Raw genomic sequence first — 23,165 nt, forward strand, 5'->3', positions numbered from 1 at the left:
AATCCGTTTCTCAACGGGACAATTTAAGACAGAAAAAAGAGTTAAAAAAAAGGATTTCGGTATCTTTTTTGCTATTTAATCCAATTCAGGACGTATGACACATACGCACTGCAAAAAGCACCCCGATGTCCCGGCAACCGCTTCCTGTGCCGCCTGCAAAACGAGCTGCTGCGATGACTGCATGGGCCCTCTCGGCGTCTGCACGTCCTGCTGGTACAAGATCGTGGCGGCTCTTTTTATTGTCATGATGGTGAGTGCCTCTCTGGTCTGGTCCCTCTGGGGATTTTAACGTCATCACTTTTTAACAAGTGGGAAGACCCCCTTCTCTCTTACTGCCCCTTAATCAGGTGCGACGGGTCACAGGAGGGGTTTCTTCTGCCCGTCTATGCGGGAGGACGATGTGCGGGTATCTGAGGCTGGTGACCGGAGGGAGCCCAGAAACGGGGGATGTGACGGGAAACAAAAAAGGGTGTGTCTCTGTGCCTTCCTTTCTGCCTTCTCCGGCGGGTGCGGGCAGGTGTCTCTGCGGCTCTTCCTGCCGTTCACACGGAGAAAAGGATGATGCCGAACCAGATGATTGCACCGCAGTGGAGAACGAGAAAGAACGGGACCAGCTTAAACTTCAGCTTCTGTGTCTTGTGCCGGAATTTCTGCATGCCTGCATATGCCCCGAAGGGCCCGAGGAATGCCGCGATGATGAGTGTCTTTTCCGGGGTGCGCCATGCACCGTTTTCTGCCTGCCGCTTGTCACGCCCGTAGACCAGAAATGCGATGATATTTACCACGACATAGCATGCCGCGGCGATGATGAGGGTATCCATGGGGGGTCCTTTATCCTGCCGGGGGAACGGTGATGGAAACGGCCCGAAGCGGGCACAAATCCGCCGTTTCCCTTTTGATAGATGTATGACGGGGTCTCTTATAAAGACCACAGAACGAAAACCGCAGAACAAGGGGCAGCAGAGTGGAGGGGGGACAGGAGGTGCCGTGAGGTGAGGAAACACCGGGCGGGTTAGGGGGAAGAAAGGGCATCCTGGCGTATGAGAGCCATCCCTGTCTGAAGAATCCGCAAGGCTTAATATCTTTGAAAAAAATGAAGTTAAGGCACAAGGTGCATGCAGGGCTTGTGGTCTAGCTGGTTATGACATCGCCTTTACACGGCGAAGATCCCCGGTTCGAATCCGGGCAGGCCCATTCGTTTTTTGATATATATACTCTGTTCATCCTTTTTGTGAAAGTATTTAACAGATATCCGGTTCATTTTTTCACAAAAATACCTGTGCCAGATTCTTATCCCTGATCATGACTTCGACAAACGTGATTATGTTCAGAAATACCAATCAAATGAAGGAAAAAAATATTTCTGAACATTCATGAATCAGGCTGTCTGTCCCATCCTTAAACGTTACCCGGAGTTCTCTTTCACCCCTTCATCCCACCGGCACATAAATCTCCGTCAGAATATCCTCCGCTGCCACCTCAGCCGGGTCATTCAGGTATACCTCGCGAATCGGGCCGGTGATCTGCTTTCCCTGTTGTTCGAGCCACGCGAAGATCTCGTAATAGGTCGTTTCCGACGTCTCATACGGGCCCCTGTGGGTTGCCCTGAGCATCGGTCCTCCTGGGAGTTCATAGCAGGTCAGGTCCGCCGGGCCGTCATCCGTGATGGCAACCGGTGCCGCCACCGGCAGTGCGACTTCAATGTCGGCGTTCCCCTCCTCTGCTGCCCGCATCGCTTCTTCCGGGGATGTTTCGTGGCAGACAAAGATTGGCATGCCGGCAATCTCAATCCCCTTTTCCTCTACGTAGAGAAAGAGCTCCATAATCATCGCCGGAATCTGTTCCTGATAAAATCCCTGGCGGCGCATGCCGATGACCATCTGCGGTGCAATCTCGGCGATGGTAAAATCTGTCATGAGTGTTCGTGCGAAGATTGGCAGGATTCTCTATTTATGAGTTGGCCCGGCGGGCTGAAACTGTGGATGGGTTTTTTGCACTGGCTGCAAATCAGACTGAATCCGGAGGGGTGTGAGATGTGCCACTGCCGTAATTTCTCATCTTTTTGGAATTGGTATGCGAAAAAGAAGATGCCGGAAGGTGTCAAACCCCGGCAAAGGTGACGGTGAACGACTCTGCATCTTCCACCGTCTCTTCCCACGGACGGGCGTATCCCGCGTCAAAGGTGCCGGACGGTTCGCCGGTGAAGGTCACAAGCCACTTGTGCACGCCGCCCGCACCGACAATGGGTGTTTCCGAATAGGGAGGAATAAACGATTCAAGGGCAATCTCTGCGGTGCCTGAGACTGCAGCTGTCCACTGGTATCCGGTCGTCGGGTTCTCATCCAGTGCCACAAGGACGGCATCGCCCTTTGACACGGAGATGGTGGTGCCGTTATTTGCGCTGATAACATCCATCACAGACGTCCCCTCAGGAGCCACGTAGAAGGTGATGGTGTAGGTCTCGTCATCCGGCTGGATGCCTTCCCACGGGCGGACGTATACGGCGCTGAATGTCACAATGCCGGTGACTTTCGGCTCAAGCGTCCAGACATGTGTGCCGCCTGCACCGGGGATCTGTTTTTCGGGCGGGACAAAGGTGTCGCCCGTAATGGCAAGGCCGTCAGCACCGGTCACATTCCAGGAGTAGCCGGTTGTCGGGTTCTCCGGGAGTCTTATCCGGATCTCGGTGTGCATGTCCACCGGGATGATGTCGCCGTTGTTGTCCTGCGCAACCGAGACGATTTTATCCTGCACTGCAACAGGTGTCGGTGTATCTCCCCCTGCTGTTTCAGTTGTGGTGCACCCTGCCGCACAGAGAATGCCTGCGAGGGTGACTGCCATCAGTATTCCATATATTGTTTTCATAGGTGCTCAGTGGAGTATCGGCGGGCTGATTGATAAACCAAGCGATAATTACGAACTCCCCTGCACTCATCACCTCATCTGGAAAATGGTGTGGGTTATTCCTTCTGCCGTCAGCGCCTTCGCCACAGCACCAGAAGCAGCAAAACACCGAGGGCGACAACCACCCAGAGGAAGATGTAATAATACGGTGTCTCCTCCGCTTCTGCCCGGGCCATAAGGGCGATATGTCCGGGTTCTGTTACGTTCATCCGCAGTATCTCCGGCCCTGAGTCTGATACCTCCGGGACTGCCACCAGTACCGGTGCGGTGCCATCGGTGCGGTACAGTCCATAGGTATTTTCTGCAATTCCGGTCGTGTTCGCCGGAAGGTCTGCAGTGATGGTGACTGAAGGCGGTTCCGGTGATTCTGCTGCTGCGATGAACGTGATGTTCATTGCGTCCCCGAAGAGCAGGTAGCCTTCAGGAGTCTCATATGAATCATACAGCAGAGCGAAGTCCCGCCCGGTAACGGAATACGGGCCCCACCGGTACCCGGTGTCGGAGAAGATGTCTGCCGCAAAAAACGCAGGTCCCTGCAGAGAAGGGGCTTCAATACTGCATCCGGACGCCGCATAGAACTGGACATACTGGGTGACATCCGTAAATACGGAACCGGTGATGGTGCAGTCGGTGATGCCAATTCCGAGGACAGCGTCGCCGATCCCTGCGAAGGTGACGGCATCCAGTCTGCATCCGCCTGAATTCTCCATCAGAATTCCAATCTCAGCGCCAAGAATGCGTACTTCTTCCACTGCGGCATCAGAGGAGTCTTTCATGGCTATCCCAACACTGCCGGCTGAAACACGGGATTTGGAGATAGTTGTGGCATTGCAGAATGTTGTTTCGATGCCTGTCCTTTTGGCCGTGACCTCGGTGCTGGTGATTGCACAGTTACTGCAGCCCGTAAGGAGGATGCCGGTGTCATCGCTGATGACCCGGCATCTGTCTGCCTGCAGCCCGTCCGTCTCGTTTGCGATGATGCCGGCACCCGATGCGGTGCAGGCCAGATTACGGATGACAACATCATCTGCATTCACATAGAGAGCGACCGTGTCAGCATTGGTCCCTACCATGGCGCCGTCTTCGCCCGAGAGAGTGACCGGCACATTGACCATCACCCCGCCCGGATAGGTGCCTGCTGCAATCATAATCACATCACCCGGTGAGGCGGTATCCAGTGCCTGCTGCAGGACGGGATAGTCTCCTCCTGAGGGCGTGACAGAGATGGTCTGGGCCTGAGCGCATACAAACACGAAGAAGGCGAGCAGAAGAATGGCGGCCGCCGTTGTCGTTTTTCCGTTCATAATTTCACCACCCTGAGGGTAACGTCCCGCGTAAACGACTGCTCCAGATCCATTATCGCATCAGAGTCGAGGAACGTGAAGAGCGTGTCATGATATGACCCGGCGTCGCGTGTTGACCATGACCGTTCATAGACGTTCTTCCCGGTCTGTTTCATCAGGCCGGTGATCCTTGCATCGCTGAGTGCAGACATCTTTTCATTAATCCCGTCCCCCTGCCGCATGAGCGTGTCACGGACCCATCTGTCCGGGTCCTCAGAATCGAGGTTCGGCAGACTCTTCATGCGGATGGCAGTCACCGGCCTTGCCCCCCCGACTGCGAGTGTTCCCACTGCGGGAATCGTGCCGCTGTCCGTCCCGGTGTGGGGGGTGCCGTGGACAAACCATGTCACCGCAACATCATACGAATGGGCACCCGTTGCAGGCAGCAGGACCGGATAGGGGCTGACCGGAATCTCATATGATGAGAACTTTTCGTTCATCACCCTGTTGATGGTCGGGTAATCGTTAACCCGGCCCCGGATGGACGATTCCACCAGCCACTCCTCCTCAAACGGCACGATGTCGTAGTGGTCACCGGTGGGTGAGGTCTCATAGGGAGTATAGCCTGAGGAGAAGATGTCGGAAGAATCCGTGAAGGTATATGAGGCATCGGTCTGTTCTTTTCCCGTGCTCTTCTCCTTGATGGTATGCCCGGTAAGGCTGAATGAATAATCATAGGCGATGAAATCATGCATGCTCTGGAACGAGTATTCATACGCCATCCGCCCGGACTCTTTCCAGTTCACGGTGCCTGCATACTCATCCTTTTTCACACGAATCTCCACCCATGCATCCACCGCATCGGGATATCCCCTTCCAACATCCTGAAAGAGGATGCGCATCTGTTCCGTGCCCTCCTTCGTTCCGGCGATAAACTTCAGGAGCACCTCACCGTTTGCATCGGTGACCGGGTTCCCCTTTGTATCCGTTTCTCCGGCCACAATGACACGGACCCCGTCGGAGAGCCGGAACTTCTCGAGATTGAGGGTCCGGTCAGCAAGCGGGCGGCGGTCTCCGTCCGGCGACAGTTCAAAGAGGGTGACGGTGATGTCGGTCTGGCCCTCCGGCGGGATCTCCGGTTTTGTTGGGCGTGCCTCAAGCATCACGCCGGTGATGGGGATATCCACGCGGGCCGCTGCGTCCATTCCGCCGCGTCCGTCCGTTCCGATGGTGACGGTGTCCTTCCCGGCACCTGTACCCTTCGAGGCAACCAGTCGATAGGTGGCCCGTGCCGTCCCGTCCGGGCCGGTGACGGCATACTGCCATCCGTACCAGCCGGGCTCTTCGGATTTCCCTTCGCCTGTTACCTGCCCTCTCGCGGTTGTGGCCTCAAAATAGACCCTGGTGTCCGGCACCGGCTTCCCGGCGCAGTTCGTGACGGTTACGGTTATGGTCGTGGTCTCGCGGATGTCTTCCGACGTGACCGATGTGGGACTGATGATAGCAGAGAGCGATGGGCCCCGTGGAGGGACCGGATGGGTTTTTTCATGCGCCCGGATGCGGCCTGAAAGATCGCCGAGGTCTGCTGCCGCTTGTGACACCGCACCGTCCAGTCCATCTGCTGAAGCGGCTTCGACGGCTGCCCGCGCCACTACGATGAAGAGGTCGGCGTCAGCGATTGATGAGGTGACCACATAGCGGGATCCCACCTGCCCGACAGAGAATGCAGCCACATACTCTGCATTGACCTTCTGTCCGATTGAGACTCTGATATCTCCGTTATCGGTGCCGGCAGCCATTCTCTCCTGTTCGTCCCGGAGGAGTTCACCAATCTCTGCTGCTGAACTGATGCGGACGCCCGGGTTTGCCCCCTGCAGGGTCTGGGTGAACCGGAGGTTCAGGAGTGCTGCTGTTTCTGCCGGTATGCTGTCTCCCTCGGCGGTCTGCGGCACATAGACGGTCGGTGCGGAGCACATGTCGGTATCAGCGAGAGCCGGTGTTGAGAGTACGGCGAGGAGAATGAATACCAGCAGGCATCTCTTTAGGTTCATATGCCCACCTCCGTGGCCATGTCGGTCATCGGTGGCATGAGGGAGAGTTCTGTTACCGTTGTTTCGTCTGCACGGACAACAGCCCGGTTGGAGGAGCCGCCGGAGATGATCCACAGGCTGCCGTCAGTCGTGGTGATGTCACCGCTGATGAGATAAGTCCCTGCAGGCACGGTCAGGGTGACCCCGGTATGTGGCCCGCCGGTACTCTGGTCCTGCACGATCTCCCGTGTGGATGTATCCGTCAGCCTGATTCTGCTCCCGGAGACCGTTTTCGCTCTGGCATCACGGGGGAATACCAGCTGAAGGGTCCCGTCATCGCGTGACACAGAGAGGGTGAGAGTGTCTTCAGCGAGGAGTACGCCGTCTTCACCGGTGAGACGGGCACGGACGGTATAGGTGCCGTCCTGCCACGCATCGTTTATGCGTTCATCTAAGAGCAGCATGTACTCTGAGGAAAGGGGCTCTATCCGGGTGGAGGCATACTCTTCGCTTCCCGCCGGCAGGTAGAGAACGGGCCCTTCCGGTGGTTCGATGAGCACAGTCAGTAAGGCGTTCCTGTCCCCCTCTCCTCTGGTGACCGCGGAGGTGACACGAAGCATCATACCGTCCGAGAGGTCTGCACGGTTCCGGTAGAGATGCACGGAAGGGGTCGTGCTGAAGTACACCGGAACGGATGAGAGCGATACCAGCCGCTCGTTCCCCTCAGGCGTGAGGGTTGCTCTTAAGAGGTATGTCCCGTTCTCCATGCCTCCCGTGAAGACAAATGATCCCGGCAGACGTCCGTGATGGTTATTCGTGACATAGTCTGCGGCAAGGGGTGCCACCTCACCGGCCCCTCCCGGAAACGGCAACTCTGTTCCGTCCGGTGCAATAAGGCAGACGGTGCCCTCATACCGGTCATCCGGCGCGACGCCTGCTATTTTTACCCATGCCATCAACTCCTCATCCGGTCCGCAGGCCTGATTTGGCGTGAATACCTCAATGGAGGGTGCGGATGCCTGCAGGGACGGTGCAAGGACTACATTGCGGACATGCCACTCGGCAAAATCTTCGGTCCGGTACGGGTTGTTCTGGTGGATGAAGGAGATGAGATTCTCTGCATTCGGCACCACCATCTCAGACGGCACTGGCACGGTGTATGTCCGCCACTCTGTTCCCTGATTTGCAATAACTGCCACCTGTCCGTTTCGTGAAGCGGAGGAGGCGACCACCGCATCCTCACCTGCGGTTCCGGTCAGCCGGCGGTTTATGAAGACATCGGTGGTCTCTTCTGCAGCGGTCTGCGCCTCAAAGGTGAGGGTATAATTCACCTTCAGGCCGGTGAAGCTGAATGCCGCCTCGTCGGGGTACGCTGCGGTGCCCACGGTGCCCGCCTCTCCCAGTGCCAGGGGGATTGTCTCGAAGACCAGGTTCCCTTCCCCATAGCGGCCAAAGAAATCGACACCGGTCACCGTGACGGTATGGGTGCCGAGCGTCAGGCGGCCGAGGAGGATGGGTGCACCGGGTGCCACCAGCACCATCTCCTGTTCATCCAGCCGGTAGTATGCACGTGAAAGGGGCCGGGGTGCGGTGTAGGTGACCTCGGTGAAGCGTTCGGTCATCCGGACGGGCTTCGGTGTAAGAATGGTAATCCCAAAGGCCGGTTCCTCCACCACCGGGAAGGGGTAGGCATCTGCCGGTATACTGTCACCGCCTCCGTCGTCGGTGGTGGGTGCAGGCGTGGGTGTAGGAGGGGTTGGGGTAGGAGTGGGAGTCGGGCCGGTGGCCAGCACGTTGAAGTTCACTGCGGTGCTGTTCACATTGCCAGTGATGTCATCGGCAAAGACACGCAGCAGGTGCGTGCCGTTTGCAACGGAGGAGAGCGTAGTATTCGGGGTGAATGAAACTGTTGCACCGGCGTCGAGGGTATACCACCAGGCGAAGAGATCGGAGTCGGGTGAAACGACCTGGAGGGGGATGTCATGGGTGGTATAGGTGGCATTCTCCGCAGGCGAGATGACAGATATGCGTGGCGGAGTGGTGTCCACTTCTGCGGTGAATGTGACAACCGAACTGTTCTCATTGCCTGAGACATCCCGTGCCCCCACGAGCAGGCTGTGGGAGCCGTTATTGAGTGGCGGAAGGATGATGTCCGGGACAAACGTCACGTTTGCCCCGCCGTCAAGCGCATACCACCATGCGGCTACATCGCTGTCCGGGCTGGAGACGGTGAGGGGCACACTGGCCGCCGGGTAGGTTCCTCCTCCGATTGGTGCATGGATGATGATCACCGGCGGCTCTGTGTCCGGGATGAACGTGTCAACCAGCGGGTGGAAGTCCTGTCCGGGTGTTCCCCCGCCGGTAGTATACGGTACCTGTGTATCGCCCAGTCCGTCACCGGTAGTGTCTGCCCCCGCATAGTCGTCCCAGAAGTTCCCTGCAATCCATGGCCCGCCGAGGATATTCGTGCCGGATGCGGGTGTCACATTCCAGCGGGTGTCTGCGCCCCAGTTCTGTGCGTGAATAACCGAATGGTTGAAGAAACGGTTGTCACAGATGAGTGCATCCCGGCCGTGGTTTGCGACTCCAATTCCCTGCCGGGAGGTAAAATCATTGCCTATCGTGCAGCCGGTCACCGTCAGACGAACATTATCCGACCCGGAGTTCCGTATCCCGTATGATTCACCCGCATCGGTGGAGTGGCCGTTGTTAGTGACTGTGGAGTCTTCAACAGAGACGTCCGGACAGCTGTACTGGAGGAATATCCCGGTCGGATTATTGGCGGTTGCCGTGGAGCGGATTATCTGCAGTCTTTTTGTGTCCGTTGCAAAGATGCCGGCATAGCCGCTGTTACTCACCGCATCCTGCCCGTTTGAATCCGCGTGTGAATCTGCGATTATAATATCTGCAGATTCCCCGATGAGGATACCCTGATAGCCATTCCCGTGGGCGGAGACACTGTTCAGGGTGATGTTGTCAGACCGGTATATGAGGAGGGACTGGGCATTCTTCTCCAGATAAAAGTCCTCTGCCATACAGTTGCTGCACCCGATGAGGGCCAGATATCCGGGTGCGGGAGTGAGCGTGGAGTAATTGTAAGTCCTGCCGGTCTGCCCCACGATCCAGTGGATGGGTTTTCCATCCACGGTGTTGGTGGTATCGATGCTATATCGTTTTGGCTTGTTGGTGGCATAATTCAGGTCGCCTGCATATCCGAACCCGTAGGTGCAGTCTTCAATGGTATTGCCTGCCATCAGGAGATTGTCGGCACTCCCTTTCAGCAGGATGCCGTATTTATGGTTGCTGACGGTATTGTTTTGGACCGTATTTCCGTCCTCACTGATGTCAATTCCGGCAAAATGGTATTCCGAGGGGCCTGAGATGGCATTCTCCGAAACCGTGTTTCCTTCACCTGCAATCCGGATATATGTCCGGTTCTTGAGGGTATTATTGGTGAAAACATTCCCGCTGGTGTCCTCAATGAGAATCTCACGTCCATAGCTGCCATCCGGCCCCCATGGTGTCCAGTCGGCAGTATCAAAGAGATTGTTTGTGAACCGGTTATTGGTTGAATAACTGTCCACAGAACTGGTGCGATAGGTGTTTTTGAGAGGACTGTATGCCGTGTTTGTCACGGTATTGCCGGTGAAATTGTTGTTTCGTGCATACAGGAACCACGCGCCGTAGCGGGTGGCGTTGATGGTATTGTTGTAGATCTGATTGTTATCTGACCCCTGTGTGGCAATGATACCATACCATCCGTCCTCAATACGGTTGTTGCGGATGATGGTGTTATCTGCATCACCAAAACTCCACGAGGATATGCTCCCTGTGGCATACCCGATTCTGACACCGGCAGAATCCTGTGCTGAAGAGATGGTCACATTTCTCCACTCTGCGTCACGGATATCAAACCCTTCGAGGGTGCAGCCGTCCGCACGGAATGCAAAGACATCGCCAATCTGGTTGGTGGGGTCATTTGCATTCCCGGTGACCACCGGCCATCCGATGCCTGCCAGGGTGACCCTGCTGGTGACTTCATGATACCCGCTGTACCTGCCCGCATACACCAGAATGGTGTCTCCGTCCGTTGATGCGGCGAGTGCATCGGTGATGGTTGCAAAGTCTGCAGGCGGCACCGGAATGTCGGCGTTGTCATCATCGACGGTGATGATGCCTTCTGCCTGTGCATAGTAATCCACGCCATAAATGGCGGCACCGTCTGCCGGAACGGTAATCTCTGCAGCCCAGCTGCCTGAAATGCCTGCCAGAACTATTACTAATACTGCTATGGCCTTCCATTTCCCCAATATCAAATAATGAATACCTAATACCCCCTGATCGCAGTAATCTGGTGTGCAGCAGTCACTGTCCCCATAATTCAGTGCCTGCTATCAGGGGGACATTGACGTACTGCTTATTAGTATTTTGGTTTCCGGGGAGGTGGTCCGTTGAGGACGATGGAGCACTACTTCTTTATGAAAAGGTGGGAAGAATTCATCCGTGTAGTGCTGAAGGTTTGTACCTGCTATTTTTTTTTGGACTATGTGCCGGCACCCGCTGCAACCGGACCTTATTTCTCCAGTCTCCACTTCTCCTGAATACGTGGCTGACACGCCTGCCGGTTCCTATGGCCATGGACGCGGGAATGGCATCGTTCGCAGAGGGTGACGAGATTCTCCGGCCCGTCATTGGTCGGATCGCCGTCCCGGTGATGGATGTGGAGATATTCTTCAGCACCGCAGAGCCTGCACCGGTGCCCATCCCGTCTCAGAATGACTTCCCTGAGCTCTTTCCATTCTTTCAGACCGTATTTATCCCGTACGGTGACGGCCATGGCATGACGGTGGCAGAAGAGAACACCCCCGCTGCGCTCAGCATAGGGACAGGAATAGCAAAGGCGCCGGTATGCATTTTTTCCGGGCATGTCCCTGCAGGGTGGGTTACCTCCGGTATGAAATGAAAAAAGACTGCGCTGGAGTTCGATTGGCTGTTTTGGCCGGGCCATATCTGGTTGTGATATGGTTTCAGGAAATCCTTTTTACATTCAGGCCGTGCAGGGCGAAAGTTCAGGGGTCGTATGCGAGGGGTGCATCCGGCTTTTCGGGCCGGAAATCCTCATCTATCTCTCCGTCACGGAGGCGAATAATCCGCTCAAAGTATTCTTTGTGCCAGTTCTCATGCGAGACCATGATAATGGTCAGGTTCATCTTCTGGTTAATGTCCCGGAATAAATCAAGCACTGCGCGTGAATTGGCGCTGTCAAGATTGGCGCAGGGCTCGTCTGCAAAGAGAATTTCGGGGGAGTTGATGAGCGCCCGGGCAATTGCCACCCGCTGTTGTTCTCCTCCTGAGAGTTCGGACGGGAGGTGGGCCACCCTTTCTCCCAGACCGACCTGGCTGAGGAGGTCTCTGCTGCGGCGGGAATATGATTCTCTCTCTTCCCCCCGTGCCATTGCGACAAGGGAAACATTCTCCTCTGCTGTGAGCTCAGGCACCAGTGCATAATCCTGAAAGATGAACCCGAACCGGGAGAGGCGGAATATCCCTTTTTCAGCTTCCGACAGGGAAACGACATCCCTGCCGTCGATGGTGATCGTCCCTTCGGTCGGCGGGTCAAGCAGGCCGAGCATATGGAGGAGTGTTGACTTTCCCGACCCTGATGAACCCGTGATGCCCAGAAATTCCCCCTTTCTGACAGAAAACGAGACTCCGTTGATTGCCCGGACTTCGACGGTTCCCATCGTATAGAATTTCCGGAGTCCTTCTGCCCGGATGTAATCATCCACCGCGAATCGCCTCCAGAATCCCTTCGTTTGTCACCCGCCAGGCAGGGATGAATCCGGCGACGGCAGATGAGATGAAGAGCAATGCGGTATTCTCGACGATCATTGTCCAGGTTACGATGGGTGTCACATCGCCATCCGGGAACTCAATTGGATAGGTGGTGAAATAGAGGACCATGGTACCGATGAGAATTGACCCTACGATGGCACCGATAAGGCAGATGAAGATCACCTGCATCACATAGGAGTTTATAATGATGCTTTTTTTCAGACCGATTGCCTTGAGAATGCCAATCTGTTTGCGGTTGTTGAAGGTCTTAATCGTGGTCATGATGAAGATGAGCACCACGGCGATGACGAGGCTTCCCAGAACACTGATCATGTTGATAATGGCAAAGGACTCAACCGATTCACTCACGACATCGGGCAGTGCCTCTTCCCATGTCTCGACATCCTCTCCTACACCAAACTGGAGGATCCGCTTTTTGACAAGTGGTGCATCTTCATTGGCAACGGTCTTTACCAGCACCTCTGTTGCCTGTGCACCACCCAGGCCGGTGACTGCGTCCATCTCATCTTTTGTCACGAAGACCATGTAATCTGCCTGGTATGACTTGGTAGTGAATATTCCCTTGATGCGGTATTCCCTCACGACACCGTTTGCATACCGGACAACGACTGAATCCCCGACAGTGGCTCCGCCGAGGGATGCATAGAATTCTCCGGTGTCATCCTTGGTACCTGCCACAAGACTGCCGACGAGGATCTGGTCCCGGTCCCCGCTGCCAAGAAAATCCCCTTCTTTCACGTGTTTGTGAAAGAGGGTGACTTCCGTCTCATCCCGCGGGTCAAAAGCATCAATTTGCATTGCAACCGTCTTATCCTCGAAGTCTATCGATCCTGCCATGGGATAACGTGCGGAGGCGCGCACCACACCCGGCACCCGGTTGACCGTTGCAAGCAGCGTCTCCACATCATCGATATACCGGATGTCTTCGGGGGGTTTGATAATCACATCTGATGAGATGTAATCGACGGTCTGCACATAATATACGTCCATTGCCCCCATAATCACCGACGGGAGAAAGATCATATTGGTGAGTACCAGGGCAATGATGATGATATTCATGGCATTCCTGCCACTCCCTCCCCGCTGGATGGACCGGGCGGCAAGAAAGGCAGAGACTCTCAGATCGTCAAACATCGCTTATGCCTGCCCGGTCTTCTTCCGGTATACGAGGAAGTAATAGGCGCCGCCCACTGCAAGAATCAGGACGATCAGGAATCCAACGATCGCTGCGGTTGAGTCATTCGTTTTCACCGGAAGGGTGAGGTCAAATGATTCTGTATGTATACCCCAGTCATCCTCCCAAGTGACTGTCAGGGTGTAGGGATAGTCCCCTCCCTTTCCGCTGTCAAGGGAGAAAACCGCGGGGGCATCGTTGTTCGGCTTTATTTTGCCGATATATGCCTCTTTTGAGCCAGCAAAAGGCAGATCCATTTCTGCAGTGGTTGCAATGGCCTCATCTGTGCCGGTATTCTCCAGCCGGATGGTCATCTCAAAGGGTTCACCCGCGGAAACCCTGGCCGGGTCGGTGCGCACTGATGCGATGGAAAGCTCGGCATGCCCGTGCACATCAAGGGTGAGGGAGTCTGTCTGCGCCACCGCTATCCCGTCCACCACTGCGTAGGTGATCTCGAGCGGGATCTCCTGCACACTGTTTTCCAGCAACCGGCTGGTTATCAGGCTGACCGTAATTTCGTCTGATTTTCCGGGTGCAAGTGACTCCAGATAGAAGGCCCCTGTTTCAAGAGGTCCGATGTAGGGGTTGTCGTCTGCAATCCGGATACGGATGTCTTCTGCAGCGCTCCTGCCGCTGTTCGTAATAGTCACAGTGCGGTGGATGGTCTCTCCCGGCACCACATACCCGTTCTCCTCCTGTGTTACGACAAGCATCGCCGTGCTGAGGGTTGCTATCGGCATATTTACATTCACCGGCACCGGGTAGGTGAGTCCTTCTGCACCCCTGACCCGGACCCGCAGGACGGGGAAATAGATGCCAGACTCTTCCGGGGCCTGAATCAGAAAGGAGAGCGTTATCTCCTGTCCCGGCCCAAGGTCTCCGGTGAACTGTGAATTGCCGCCGAGGACTTCGATATCACCTCTGCCATCCAGATAGACGCTTGTGATCGTCGGATTTACATCAGTCTGTGTGGTGATCTGCGCATCAGCCGTCGTCGCCGTCGATGTCTGCGCTGTGTTCTTCAGAATCACGGTGATCATCCCGGTATCCCCCGGCATCAGGACTGTGGGTGTGACTGTGCTTTCAGTTGCTGTGACGGTCGGTTCATATAACCCTCCTGCCGCAATTCCTGTCAGTGCTGCTATGCAGATGCAGAGCACACAAACATATCGAATCATCCTGTGAGTCTTCTGTATGGTATCCATTTCCCTGCCCGTCCGCTAATACTAGCTAATGTAACTTCAGGTAACTAAAATGACTTCCGGTCATATTCCCTGTTCCTGTTTTTTTGTGGTGTGTCGCATGCGGCACGGTCATGCAGAAAAAGGGCTGATGCAGAGGTCCGTGCAGGAGGGTCTATTGAAGTCGGAAATGACTTCCGGGGATGCCTGCCGGCGCATAAATGGCGGAGGGGAAGGGTATAGTGAGTTCCGTGCGCTCTTCCTGATGCACCCCTTTCGTCGTTCTCCTGAAGTAATTTCAATACGGGGAGAGAACATATCTGAATGTGAGGGCCGCAGGAGTGCAGCTATATCAGGGAGTTATACTGAAATGAGTGACAATTATACAGCAGAACGCCGGCGTCTTATGACAGAGATGCAGGCAGAAATTATCGATACTGATCGGAAGATATCGGAATACAGCAAAACACACGGGGCCGGAAAATATGCACTGGTTCTGATTTTTTTCGCATTTATTATGAATGTCATCTTCTTTGCAGAACTGCCCAATTACAGCCTATTCTGGGTGGTGGCATCCTTCCTTCTGCTGATGTTCAACCCCATCATTCTGATGCTTCCCACGCAAAAAGCAGATATTGCCTTTCCGTCAGGCAAAGAGAACGGGGGTTTTACCGACCTCGTGCGGGATGCGGCGGCAAGTGCCGGAACGGCAGTTACGCGTGAACGCAAGCTCTATGCAGAGACGCTCTGGAACCTCTTCTTCATTAACTGCCAGCCAATAGCTCCCGGCTTTATTCTGCTCTTTTCAGTAAGCATCATCCTTGCTCTCATCGGTCTTATCACCGGATTCTTTGAACTCCGGTCAGCGGTCATACTGATTGTGCAGTCCCTTGCGATTATTGCATTTTACTCCGGGATACTGAAGATCAAACCGTACTCTCCCGGTTTCTTTTCAGGGATTATGGGAATACGCACTGATATCTCACGCCGCCTGAATCAGGGAATTGCAAATGGCATGAAATTTATTCTTATCCTGGCATTCCTTGCGGCCATATCGGGGGTGCTGATACTGGGTGTCCTGCTCCTTCCGGGCCAGTCGCTATCCAGTGTAATGAGAATTGAAGGATTTGTTGCCCTCGGGCCGAATGCCATTCCTCTGCTTCTGGTATTTCTTTCACAGCTTCTTGTTGTGCGCTACTTCCAGGGGATATACAGCAGGAAACTGGTGCTTGAACTCTCTGAATATAACCACGGGCTTCTGCAGAATACCCTGCTCAGTGGAATCCGGGCACTTCCGGAAACTCCTGGTGAGGAGGCGGAAAAAGAACTTGAAACCATCAGCAAGGCATATACCCGCCTGCATATGTTCAAGGTGGATGATCAGGCGTTTGCCGGATATTTTCCGGTGTGGATGATCGTCCCCAATCTTGATGTGATGATTCAGCGGGCACCAAAAAAAGAGAATCCCTGAGGATGGTTTTTACACGTCATCCCTGAGCATGATGATGACGCCATAGTTATAGGGCTCAGCGGGATTAATCTGCATCCCGTCTTTCAGCCCTACAACGGCGAAATTTTCTGTTTTCACATTCATGGGGAAGATGCGGTCTGTCAATGATTTATAGGGTATGCCGGATGCGATGACGTCGCTATAGGATGTGATGGTAAAGTCCTTCGGCACTGCTGCATAATTGTATGCAAAAGCCACCATGAAGAGATTGTCTCCCTCACTTGCCATGTTGCCCCCCGTTCCGGTGGCATCAATATCAAGGCTGACATAGATGCCGAAGACATTGTTAATCGGTTCTGCCCGTATCTCTGTTTTGTAGTCCGGCACGCCGGCTGATTTGATTAAGATGGGATCGGTAACAGCCCATGCCTCCTCTACGGTGGGGGCCGGTGTGATGACCGGTGTTGGTTCAGCAGGTTCATCCGTTGTGGCACATCCGCACACGAATGCAGCGAGGAAAAGCACGAATATGGCAAGGCTAATTTGTCCTTTCTGATTCCTAGTAGAAGATCCAGATACAGTATATATAGTATATTGGTCCCCTTTCAGTTTCGTTGCGTTGTTTCCATACGTTTATTATTTATCTGTAACAAAATTGGCTATTCAATGGCATCCGGCGAATATCCCACTGCAACGGTTAACGGAGAGGAGATCCCGTACGACCCCGAAGTTCTCAGGAAGATCCAGGAACATCCGTGCTATAGCGAAAAAGCATGTCACAAGTTTGGAAGAATGCACCTTCCCATAGCACCAAAATGCAATATCCAGTGCAATTACTGTGTCCGTGACTTCGACTGTGTCAACGAAAGCCGCCCCGGCGTCTGCAGCAGGGTGCTTTCACCTGAGGAAGCCATTGCGCTGGTCCGGGAAGTGATGGGGAAGTTCTCCTACATCAAGGTCATCGGCATTGCAGGGCCGGGCGACCCGCTTGCAAATGAGGAGACCTTTGAGACGCTGCGTCTCTTGAAGGAGGAATTCCCGGTTCCCATCAAATGCCTCTCCACAAACGGACTGATGCTTCCCGAGTCTATTGACCTCCTCGAAGAGTATGATGTCGGAAACATCACGGTGACCTGCAATGCAATTGACCCGGCAATCGGCGAGAAGATCTATTCCTTTGTCGAATGGGAAGGAAAGAAGCTGCACGGACGTGAGGCAGCAGAACGCCTCCTTGCACAGCAGATCAAAGGTATTGAGATGGCAGTGGAACGCAAGATGCTCGTCAAGGTGAACACAGTCCTGATACCAGGCGTCAATGACCACCATGTCGTCGATATCGCAAAGAAGATGGGAGAGATGGGAGTCTATACCTTCAATATCATCCCGGTCATTCCACAGTATAAGTTTGCCCATATCACTCCGCCCACCCCTGCGGACAAGAAGGCAATGCATGATGCATGTGCCCCGTATGTCCGCCAGATGCGGCATTGCCAGCGGTGCCGCTCTGATGCCATCGGAAAGCTCGGAAAAGATATGCAGGATGAGATATACCGGAACTGTGGGGCACTGTAATACCTCATAATTTTTTAATACTGATTTGCGTCTTTTTTTCAGATATTTCACTTTAAATTTTGATTAAAACGGTATCTGACATTTTAAATCTGTAAATGGCTTCAGGACCTGTATTTCGGGCATTTTGCAGGCAAATATTTATGCTGGCGTAAATGAATAGATGCATATCAGGTGCCGTTTGGGGGGGCATTGATCTGTATATTTCATCATCAGCTGTCAGCGACGTTCTTGCTGCTGCAAAGGCTCTTTACACCGGTCAGGATGACATTTTTACGCTTTTCTTTGCGGATACGGATGTGCCGGATATTGAACTGCTGCGCAGGGAACTTACCGGGGCGGGTATCCGGTTTATGGGTGGTATTGCACCCGGCCTCATTGTCGGGACAACCGTCAGGGACTGCGGTGCATTAATTCGCAGGTTTTCATGTGCTGCAGGGCCTTTTATTGTACCGGATTTTATCACAGACGATATCTCACGGGACATTGTTCAGGACCTGGAAATGCCTTTTGCAGAAGGGGGTGGGACAGTGATGATATATTTTCCCGGGCCGAATTCTTCCACGCATTTTCTCCGGCAGATATATGGACTGTTCGGGAACGGGGTGACCTATATTGGGTCCGTTATGGGATACGAGGATATGGTTTTGCGGCCTTCTGTCTTTTCAAATGAAGCATTCTCAAATACTGCAGCTGTATTTGCGGTTCTCTCTGCTGACTGCATGGTTGCAGCCAGGCATGGGTTTATTCCGATCTCTGAATCGATGATATCAACAGCAACTGATCATAATTGTGTGAGAGAGATAAACTGGAGAAATCCGCTGAATGAATATCTCACAGTCATTGAAGAAGATTGCCAGGGAGTTTTTCCCTCTAAATGCCCGGAAGAATGGATTGCATATCACCCGATGCTACTCCAGACCGATTTTCCCGAATCTGTCTGCAGGGCGGTGCTGCAGATCACGCCTGACGGGTCGCTTGTTTGTGCAGGTGATGTGCCGGAGAATGCTGTTTTTCGCGTTGCGAAATATTCCTATGAATCTCTGCTGAATGCAGCGGCCATCTCTGCGAAGATTGCAACCGGGGATATGGAGAACAGATCTGCTGTTCTGTTTCTGATCAACTGTATTTGCCGAAAATGGATAACCGGTGAGAGATACTTCCGTGAACTGGAGACGGTTAAAGCGGCTGTCTCTGAAATACCAGCACCTGTTAAGATGGAAGGGATTTTCTCATTCGGGGAAATCAGTTCAATGGGGACAGGGATGCTTGAATGCCTGAATTATACCTGTGTGGCCGGACGGTTTTATGAGGACTGATCAGACGTCTGAAGTCTCGAAAAATCTCTCAATAGTCAATGAACTCGCTTTTTCCATAGGCAACTCCCTTGATCTTCAGGAAAATAGTGACACATTCTGTACACTTCTGCTGGCCCGGAAGAACTATTCATTTGTTTCACTCTGGCTCAGAAATGATGTGCTGAAAAACGGGGGGGATGCAGGAGATGCAACATGTGTCTATGCCTACCCGCTGGTGATGGCAGACTTTGTGACACTGCCCATAACGCACCCTCTCTTTACTCCGCTTACCGACGGGAAGGCGGTCTCATATGCTGTTCATGATCTGGTATTTTCATCGCTGGTAACGGAAAAGCAGATCCGGGGAGGGGCATATGCACTCTATCCTCTGGGAGATTATGGCATTCTCAAGATTTATGCCCAGAACAGGAATGAAGCGTTCAGTGCGGAAGAAATGGCGCAATTGCGCAATGTCGTACGGAAATTTGCGGTATCTGTACGGGGCTGTCTCTCCCATAAGGCACTTGTTGATGAAGTTCGGGAGCGGACTGCTGCTGAAAAACGTCTGAAATATTCAAAAAATGCACTGCAGACATTCATCGACAGCATTCCTGAAAATGCAGCACTGTTCAGACGGGACGGATCGGTTATCATCGGCAATGAGGCCTTCCTCCGGCACCATTCCCTTCTTCGGAACGCGTCGCCAGAATCCGGTATTCTGGAGTATGATTCACCTGTGATGAACAGGGTAAAGGAAGGATTTATCCGGGTTATCGAGAATATGGCGTCTGAAACTATTGAAGTGGAGTGGGGAAGCCGCGTCACTGAGGTGCATCTGTCTCCTGTCTTTTGCAGTCGCGGGGATATTGACGCGGTTGCCCTTTTTAGCATTGATGTCACGGAAAAAAAGAAAGAGATGCTTGAACAGTTGCGAAAGAGCGAACAGCAGTTCAGGGAACTTGCCGATTTCATCCCCATCATTCTCTATGAATCGGACGAAAAAGGATCCGTGACATTTGCAAACCAGACCGCATTTTCTTCCATGAAATTTGGTCCTGAATTGCCTGAGTCCGGCCTTCTTCTCAGAGACTGTGTGATCCCTGAAGATGTCACCCGTGCTGAGAAAAAAATCGCCGACATTGCGTCAGGGGACCGGATACAGGCGATGCAATTCACGATCCGTCGCATGGACGGAACCACATTTCCTGCACTGGTCTACAGCAGCCCCATTATCCGCGACGGGGAGTTTGGCGGCATCCATGGGGCGGTGATCGATATCAGTGATCAGGTGATGGCCGAAGAGGCATTGCGCAGGACGAACCTGAAACTTGCCCTCCTCTCCTCTGTCACCCGGCATGACATCCTGAACCAGGTAACCGCGATGCTGCTATTCAAAGAACTGCTTGCGGATTCTCTTGCAGCAGGAGACCCTGTTGATGCAGAGTATGTGTCAGATTTATTTGAGATTGCAGAGACAATTGAGCGGCAGATTATATTCTCACGAGATTATCAGGATATTGGGATGCAAACACCTCAATGGCAGCATATCTGTTCTGTCATCAGGAATGTATCACAGGATGCAGAGCTCTCTGCACTCACCATCTCGTGCAATACGGGCGACCTGGAGATCTATGCAGATCCTCTCTTTGAGAAGGTTGCCTTCAATCTCATGGAGAATTCTCTCAGGCACGGATTCAATGCCTCTTCTGTGGCGGTCACCTGGATGCCGAATGCAGATGGCAGCGGTACGCTCACATTTGCGGACGATGGTGTGGGAGTGCCTGATGGGATGAAAGAACGGATATTTGAGAAAGGTTTTGGCTCAAACACCGGGTATGGTCTCTATCTCATACGTGAAATTCTGGATCTCACCGGCATTGGCATCGAAGAGGCAGGCACGGTGGGCAGAGGAGCGGCCTTCTCGCTCACGATTCCTCCCGGTGCCTGCCGGAACATTCCTCCCGTCGTGTGACACACACTTTCACCCCGTCTCTCACGCGTATTCATATGCACCCCGGGCCGCATATGTGCATATGCAGCAGAATGTCATACAACCTGCGGAGTACTGCGAACGCGGGCTCCTCACCGTGGTCACAGCACCCCGGCCGCTCCTCGAAGAGACACTTGCGGCCCTGCTTCTGCGTGAATCAGGCGGCGCAGTGGTCATAACCTGTGGGCGGGTGCGGGACGGGGCCTTTGTGCAGGCAGTCAACGGGCGTGCCGGTGCCGCAGCCCTTCGCGCCGGTACTCCGTCACAACTGACCTCTCTTGTCCGGACGCGGAATGCACCGCTTTTTGTGGTCGTGCATGACCCTGAGATATACGAAGATGATGAAGAGAGCGCCGCCCGTGTCGCAGCGATGCTCAGGGAATACGCATGGTCATGCGCAAATCGCATCGTGCTTCTTGCCCGTCCGGGAGATGCATACCTCGATGTGATCTGGCCGTATGCCGGCCGGTATCTCTATATCGAACATGACTGTGAGTGGAAGAACGGACGGGTGATCTGTGACCGGCAGATGACACTTGATGTGGTCGGATGATCTGCACCAGCATGGGAGTGGCAGGCACGTGTAAAAAATCACTATTGCCAAGTATCTGAAGGATCAATTTCAGGGAATGAGTGCAGAATGTATGTCCCAACGCGGGCTGAATGATTGTTTCGGCAGTATGGTGAAAAAATATGGAATGGAGGATGTATAGGGTGGCACCCAAAACATCCAGTTTCATTTTCTGTGCTGCCTGCATCTGTGCCGCTATCTGCGGGGCAGGCTGTCTCGCCTCACCGGGCCCGCAGGAGATGGTTCCCCCGCAAGCCGGCGAACCTGATTCCATCATCCCGTTCCAGGTGGCAGAGGCGGATGCAGAAGAGACCCTGACCCGCCTCATTGAAGAGGAGATTGCACAAAACCCCGCCCTTGCCGGGTATACGGTGCAGGATTTCTATAACGATACACCGCTTGTGGCGGTTGAAAGCAGCAGTTACCAGCCTGGTGATGGTGCCCGGCCCTACTCTGTCTATACCTTCCGGCACACGATGCCGTCCCTGAAGGATCCGCAGCATACTATGGATGATGTTACCCTGCAGATCACGGTCGCGGACGGCAAGATCACGGAACGGCTGGTATCGATGGGCAGCAGTGTGACGGTGACGGGTGTCTGAGACTCTTTCTCTCCTTTTTCCGGATATCACCCCATTTTGCCTGCACGTTGCACCGTCTCTTTAACTGCCGCTGCAAACGCGTGCACATCCTCTTCTGTTGTCCTCCATGATGTCATCCAGCGGGCCACCGGTATTGGGGTGTCACTGCCGGCCAGGTAGAAATACGAATGCTCCATCAATGGAGTCACTGTTTCTTTTGGGATGGCCGCAAAGACTGCATTGCTCTCCACCGGCTGTACAATATCCACGCCCGGAATCTCCCGGACGGATGCTGCAAGGAGGGAAGCCATCCGGTTTGCATGCAATGCATTCTCCAGCCAGAGGTTCCCTTCCAGAAGGGCGGTGAACTGCGCGGCAACAAAGCGCATCTTAGAGGCGAGCTGGGTTGCCTGTTTGCGGTAATACCGGTAATCTGCGGCAAGGTCAGGATAAAAAAATAGTACCGCCTCGCCGTACATGAGGCCGTTTTTTGTACCGCCAAAGGAGAGTACATCCACCCCCGCATCACGGGTAATCTCCCGCAAGGGCTTCCCGAGGGCTGCTGCCGCGTTGCAGATGCGTGCACCGTCCATGTGGACGAGCATCCCGTTTGCATGTGCAGTCTCTGCGATGGCCCGCATTTCCTCCGGTGAATAGACTGTCCCTGTCTCGGTTGCCTGGGTCAGAGAGACCACCCTCGGCTGTGCATTGTGTTCGTCCCCCCGTCCGGAGAGGCACGATTCGATGTCCTCCGGGGTCAGTTTTCCGTCAGGTGCGCTGACGGGAAGGAGTTTACAGCCTGCTACCCGCTCCGGCGCTCCGCATTCATCGACATTGATATGGGCGCAGTCCGTGCAGATGACCGCCTCAAAGGGCCGTGTGATGGCTGCAAGGGCGGTCACATTTGCCCCGGTGCCGTTCATGACAAAGAACGGCTCCGTATCGGCACCGAAGTGCTGCCGGAAGACGTCCACCGCCCTCCCGGTAAACGGATCATCGCCGTAGGCAATAACGTCCCCTTCATTTGCAGCCACGATGGCCTCCATCACCGCAGGATGGACCCCTGTGTTGTTGTCACTGGCGAAGCTCGTCTGATATATCCGGTTAGCTGAATCTGGGTGCGTCATTGATGCTCCGTTTTGCTCGTACTAGTGTAGGTTTGGGCAGGCACGGTAGTGTAATCTTTCGGTTGACGCTCTGTCCGCAGGCATTGTTCATCAGCATATCCGGCATAATTGCATGGAGCGTTCGCTTCATGACTGGCGGATGAATCCGTTA

The 23,165-nt window shown here is 54.0% G+C and carries 19 protein-coding genes and 1 tRNA gene; 9 read left to right on the forward strand and 11 right to left on the reverse strand.

The features are described from left to right. Window positions 1-94: 94 nt before the first annotated feature. Window positions 95-289 carry a hypothetical protein gene (locus tag L1S32_RS00450; RefSeq protein ID WP_278155420.1) on the forward strand — a complete coding sequence of 65 codons (195 nt, stop codon included), beginning with the start codon at window positions 95-97 and terminating at the stop codon, window positions 287-289. 253 nt (window positions 290-542) lie between these two features. Here the strand turns inward: L1S32_RS00450 and L1S32_RS00455 are convergent, their stop codons facing one another. Beyond that, window positions 543-821, reverse strand: a complete 279-nt coding sequence (locus tag L1S32_RS00455) for a DUF1294 domain-containing protein (RefSeq protein WP_278155421.1) — start codon at window positions 819-821, stop codon at window positions 543-545. Between the two features lie 299 nt (window positions 822-1,120). Between L1S32_RS00455 and L1S32_RS00460 the strand changes: the two genes are divergently transcribed. Then, window positions 1,121-1,194, forward strand: a tRNA-Val gene (locus tag L1S32_RS00460). Window positions 1,195-1,430: 236 nt separating this feature from the next. On the opposite strand, the gene L1S32_RS00465 is transcribed toward L1S32_RS00460, so the two are convergent. The 5 genes from L1S32_RS00465 to L1S32_RS00485 all read right to left on the reverse strand — a co-directional run bounded on the left by L1S32_RS00465 (window position 1,431) and on the right by L1S32_RS00485 (window position 10,527). Next, window positions 1,431-1,916 (reverse strand): GyrI-like domain-containing protein, encoded by a 486-nt coding sequence (locus L1S32_RS00465; RefSeq protein ID WP_278155422.1) that lies wholly within the window; start codon window positions 1,914-1,916, stop codon window positions 1,431-1,433. Window positions 1,917-2,100: 184 nt separating this feature from the next. Next, window positions 2,101-2,865 carry a protease inhibitor I42 family protein gene (locus tag L1S32_RS00470; protein ID WP_278155423.1) on the reverse strand — a complete coding sequence of 255 codons (765 nt, stop codon included), beginning with the start codon at window positions 2,863-2,865 and terminating at the stop codon, window positions 2,101-2,103. A gap of 110 nt (window positions 2,866-2,975) precedes the next feature. After that, a complete protein-coding gene (locus L1S32_RS00475; RefSeq protein ID WP_278155424.1) occupies window positions 2,976-4,208 on the reverse strand; it encodes a NosD domain-containing protein in 1,233 nt (410 codons plus the stop codon). Then, window positions 4,205-6,238, reverse strand: coding sequence for a hypothetical protein (locus L1S32_RS00480; protein WP_278155425.1), 2,034 nt, complete (start codon window positions 6,236-6,238; stop codon window positions 4,205-4,207). The genes L1S32_RS00475 and L1S32_RS00480 overlap by 4 nt, the downstream gene beginning before the upstream one ends. Next, on the reverse strand, window positions 6,235-10,527 hold the full coding sequence (locus tag L1S32_RS00485; RefSeq protein WP_278155426.1) for a NosD domain-containing protein: 4,293 nt from the start codon (window positions 10,525-10,527) through the stop codon (window positions 6,235-6,237). Before L1S32_RS00485 ends, L1S32_RS00480 begins: the two co-directional genes overlap by 4 nt. A gap of 338 nt (window positions 10,528-10,865) precedes the next feature. Here L1S32_RS00485 and L1S32_RS00490 point away from each other — a divergent pair, with 338 nt between their 5' ends. After that, entirely contained in the window at window positions 10,866-11,180 is a 315-nt protein-coding gene (locus L1S32_RS00490; protein WP_278155427.1) for a hypothetical protein, read from the forward strand. A 106-nt stretch (window positions 11,181-11,286) separates the two neighbouring features. Here the strand turns inward: L1S32_RS00490 and L1S32_RS00495 are convergent, their stop codons facing one another. The 3 genes from L1S32_RS00495 to L1S32_RS00505 are packed head-to-tail and all read right to left on the reverse strand — an operon-like array spanning window position 11,287 to window position 14,425. Then, entirely contained in the window at window positions 11,287-11,961 is a 675-nt protein-coding gene (locus L1S32_RS00495) for an ABC transporter ATP-binding protein (RefSeq protein WP_278157099.1), read from the reverse strand. A 37-nt stretch (window positions 11,962-11,998) separates the two neighbouring features. After that, on the reverse strand, window positions 11,999-13,207 hold the full coding sequence (locus L1S32_RS00500) for an FtsX-like permease family protein (RefSeq protein WP_278155428.1): 1,209 nt from the start codon (window positions 13,205-13,207) through the stop codon (window positions 11,999-12,001). Between the two features lie 3 nt (window positions 13,208-13,210). Then, entirely contained in the window at window positions 13,211-14,425 is a 1,215-nt protein-coding gene (locus L1S32_RS00505; RefSeq protein ID WP_278155429.1) for a CARDB domain-containing protein, read from the reverse strand. Window positions 14,426-14,606: 181 nt separating this feature from the next. On the opposite strand from L1S32_RS00505, the gene L1S32_RS00510 reads away from it, so the two are divergent. After that, entirely contained in the window at window positions 14,607-15,899 is a 1,293-nt protein-coding gene (locus L1S32_RS00510) for a hypothetical protein (RefSeq protein WP_278155430.1), read from the forward strand. Between the two features lie 9 nt (window positions 15,900-15,908). Here L1S32_RS00510 and L1S32_RS00515 read toward each other — a convergent pair whose 3' ends face one another. Beyond that, window positions 15,909-16,403, reverse strand: coding sequence for a hypothetical protein (locus L1S32_RS00515; protein ID WP_278155431.1), 495 nt, complete (start codon window positions 16,401-16,403; stop codon window positions 15,909-15,911). Between the two features lie 141 nt (window positions 16,404-16,544). Between L1S32_RS00515 and nifB the strand changes: the two genes are divergently transcribed. The 5 genes from nifB to L1S32_RS00540 all read left to right on the forward strand — a co-directional run bounded on the left by nifB (window position 16,545) and on the right by L1S32_RS00540 (window position 21,908). Next, the gene (gene nifB, locus L1S32_RS00520) at window positions 16,545-17,450 is read left to right on the forward strand and encodes a nitrogenase cofactor biosynthesis protein NifB (protein WP_278155432.1); all 906 of its coding nucleotides are present in this window, start codon (window positions 16,545-16,547) and stop codon (window positions 17,448-17,450) included. 152 nt (window positions 17,451-17,602) lie between these two features. Beyond that, window positions 17,603-18,766, forward strand: a complete 1,164-nt coding sequence (locus L1S32_RS00525; RefSeq protein WP_278155433.1) for an FIST C-terminal domain-containing protein — start codon at window positions 17,603-17,605, stop codon at window positions 18,764-18,766. Further along, window positions 18,756-20,717, forward strand: a complete 1,962-nt coding sequence (locus L1S32_RS00530) for a PAS domain-containing sensor histidine kinase (protein ID WP_278155434.1) — start codon at window positions 18,756-18,758, stop codon at window positions 20,715-20,717. Before L1S32_RS00525 ends, L1S32_RS00530 begins: the two co-directional genes overlap by 11 nt. A 61-nt stretch (window positions 20,718-20,778) precedes the next feature. Beyond that, window positions 20,779-21,288, forward strand: a complete 510-nt coding sequence (locus L1S32_RS00535; RefSeq protein ID WP_278155435.1) for a hypothetical protein — start codon at window positions 20,779-20,781, stop codon at window positions 21,286-21,288. A 161-nt stretch (window positions 21,289-21,449) separates the two neighbouring features. Further along, window positions 21,450-21,908, forward strand: a complete 459-nt coding sequence (locus tag L1S32_RS00540; protein WP_278155436.1) for a hypothetical protein — start codon at window positions 21,450-21,452, stop codon at window positions 21,906-21,908. 26 nt (window positions 21,909-21,934) lie between these two features. On the opposite strand, the gene L1S32_RS00545 is transcribed toward L1S32_RS00540, so the two are convergent. Then, a complete protein-coding gene (locus tag L1S32_RS00545) occupies window positions 21,935-23,014 on the reverse strand; it encodes a low specificity L-threonine aldolase (RefSeq protein WP_278155437.1) in 1,080 nt (359 codons plus the stop codon). Between the last annotated feature and the right edge of the window lie 151 nt (window positions 23,015-23,165).

Origin of the sequence: Methanogenium sp. S4BF (assembly GCF_029633965.1) — an archaeon.
GTDB lineage: Archaea > Halobacteriota > Methanomicrobia > Methanomicrobiales > Methanomicrobiaceae > Methanogenium.

Excerpts from the sequence above, each read along its gene's own strand:
- L1S32_RS00450 (WP_278155420.1), top strand. The coding sequence starts at position 95 with ATGACACATACGCACTGCAAAAAGCACCCCGATGTCCCGGCAACCGCT.
- L1S32_RS00455 (WP_278155421.1), bottom strand. The coding sequence starts at position 821 with ATGGATACCCTCATCATCGCCGCGGCATGCTATGTCGTGGTAAATATC.
- L1S32_RS00465 (WP_278155422.1), bottom strand. The coding sequence starts at position 1,916 with ATGACAGATTTTACCATCGCCGAGATTGCACCGCAGATGGTCATCGGC.
- L1S32_RS00470 (WP_278155423.1), bottom strand. The coding sequence starts at position 2,865 with ATGAAAACAATATATGGAATACTGATGGCAGTCACCCTCGCAGGCATT.
- L1S32_RS00475 (WP_278155424.1), bottom strand. The coding sequence starts at position 4,208 with ATGAACGGAAAAACGACAACGGCGGCCGCCATTCTTCTGCTCGCCTTC.
- L1S32_RS00480 (WP_278155425.1), bottom strand. The coding sequence starts at position 6,238 with ATGAACCTAAAGAGATGCCTGCTGGTATTCATTCTCCTCGCCGTACTC.
- L1S32_RS00490 (WP_278155427.1), top strand. The coding sequence starts at position 10,866 with ATGGCATCGTTCGCAGAGGGTGACGAGATTCTCCGGCCCGTCATTGGT.
- L1S32_RS00495 (WP_278157099.1), bottom strand. The coding sequence starts at position 11,961 with ATGGGAACCGTCGAAGTCCGGGCAATCAACGGAGTCTCGTTTTCTGTC.
- L1S32_RS00500 (WP_278155428.1), bottom strand. The coding sequence starts at position 13,207 with ATGTTTGACGATCTGAGAGTCTCTGCCTTTCTTGCCGCCCGGTCCATC.
- L1S32_RS00505 (WP_278155429.1), bottom strand. The coding sequence starts at position 14,425 with ATGATTCGATATGTTTGTGTGCTCTGCATCTGCATAGCAGCACTGACA.
- nifB (WP_278155432.1), top strand. The coding sequence starts at position 16,545 with ATGGCATCCGGCGAATATCCCACTGCAACGGTTAACGGAGAGGAGATC.
- L1S32_RS00525 (WP_278155433.1), top strand. The coding sequence starts at position 17,603 with ATGAATAGATGCATATCAGGTGCCGTTTGGGGGGGCATTGATCTGTAT.
- L1S32_RS00530 (WP_278155434.1), top strand. The coding sequence starts at position 18,756 with ATGAGGACTGATCAGACGTCTGAAGTCTCGAAAAATCTCTCAATAGTC.
- L1S32_RS00535 (WP_278155435.1), top strand. The coding sequence starts at position 20,779 with ATGCAGCAGAATGTCATACAACCTGCGGAGTACTGCGAACGCGGGCTC.
- L1S32_RS00545 (WP_278155437.1), bottom strand. The coding sequence starts at position 23,014 with ATGACGCACCCAGATTCAGCTAACCGGATATATCAGACGAGCTTCGCC.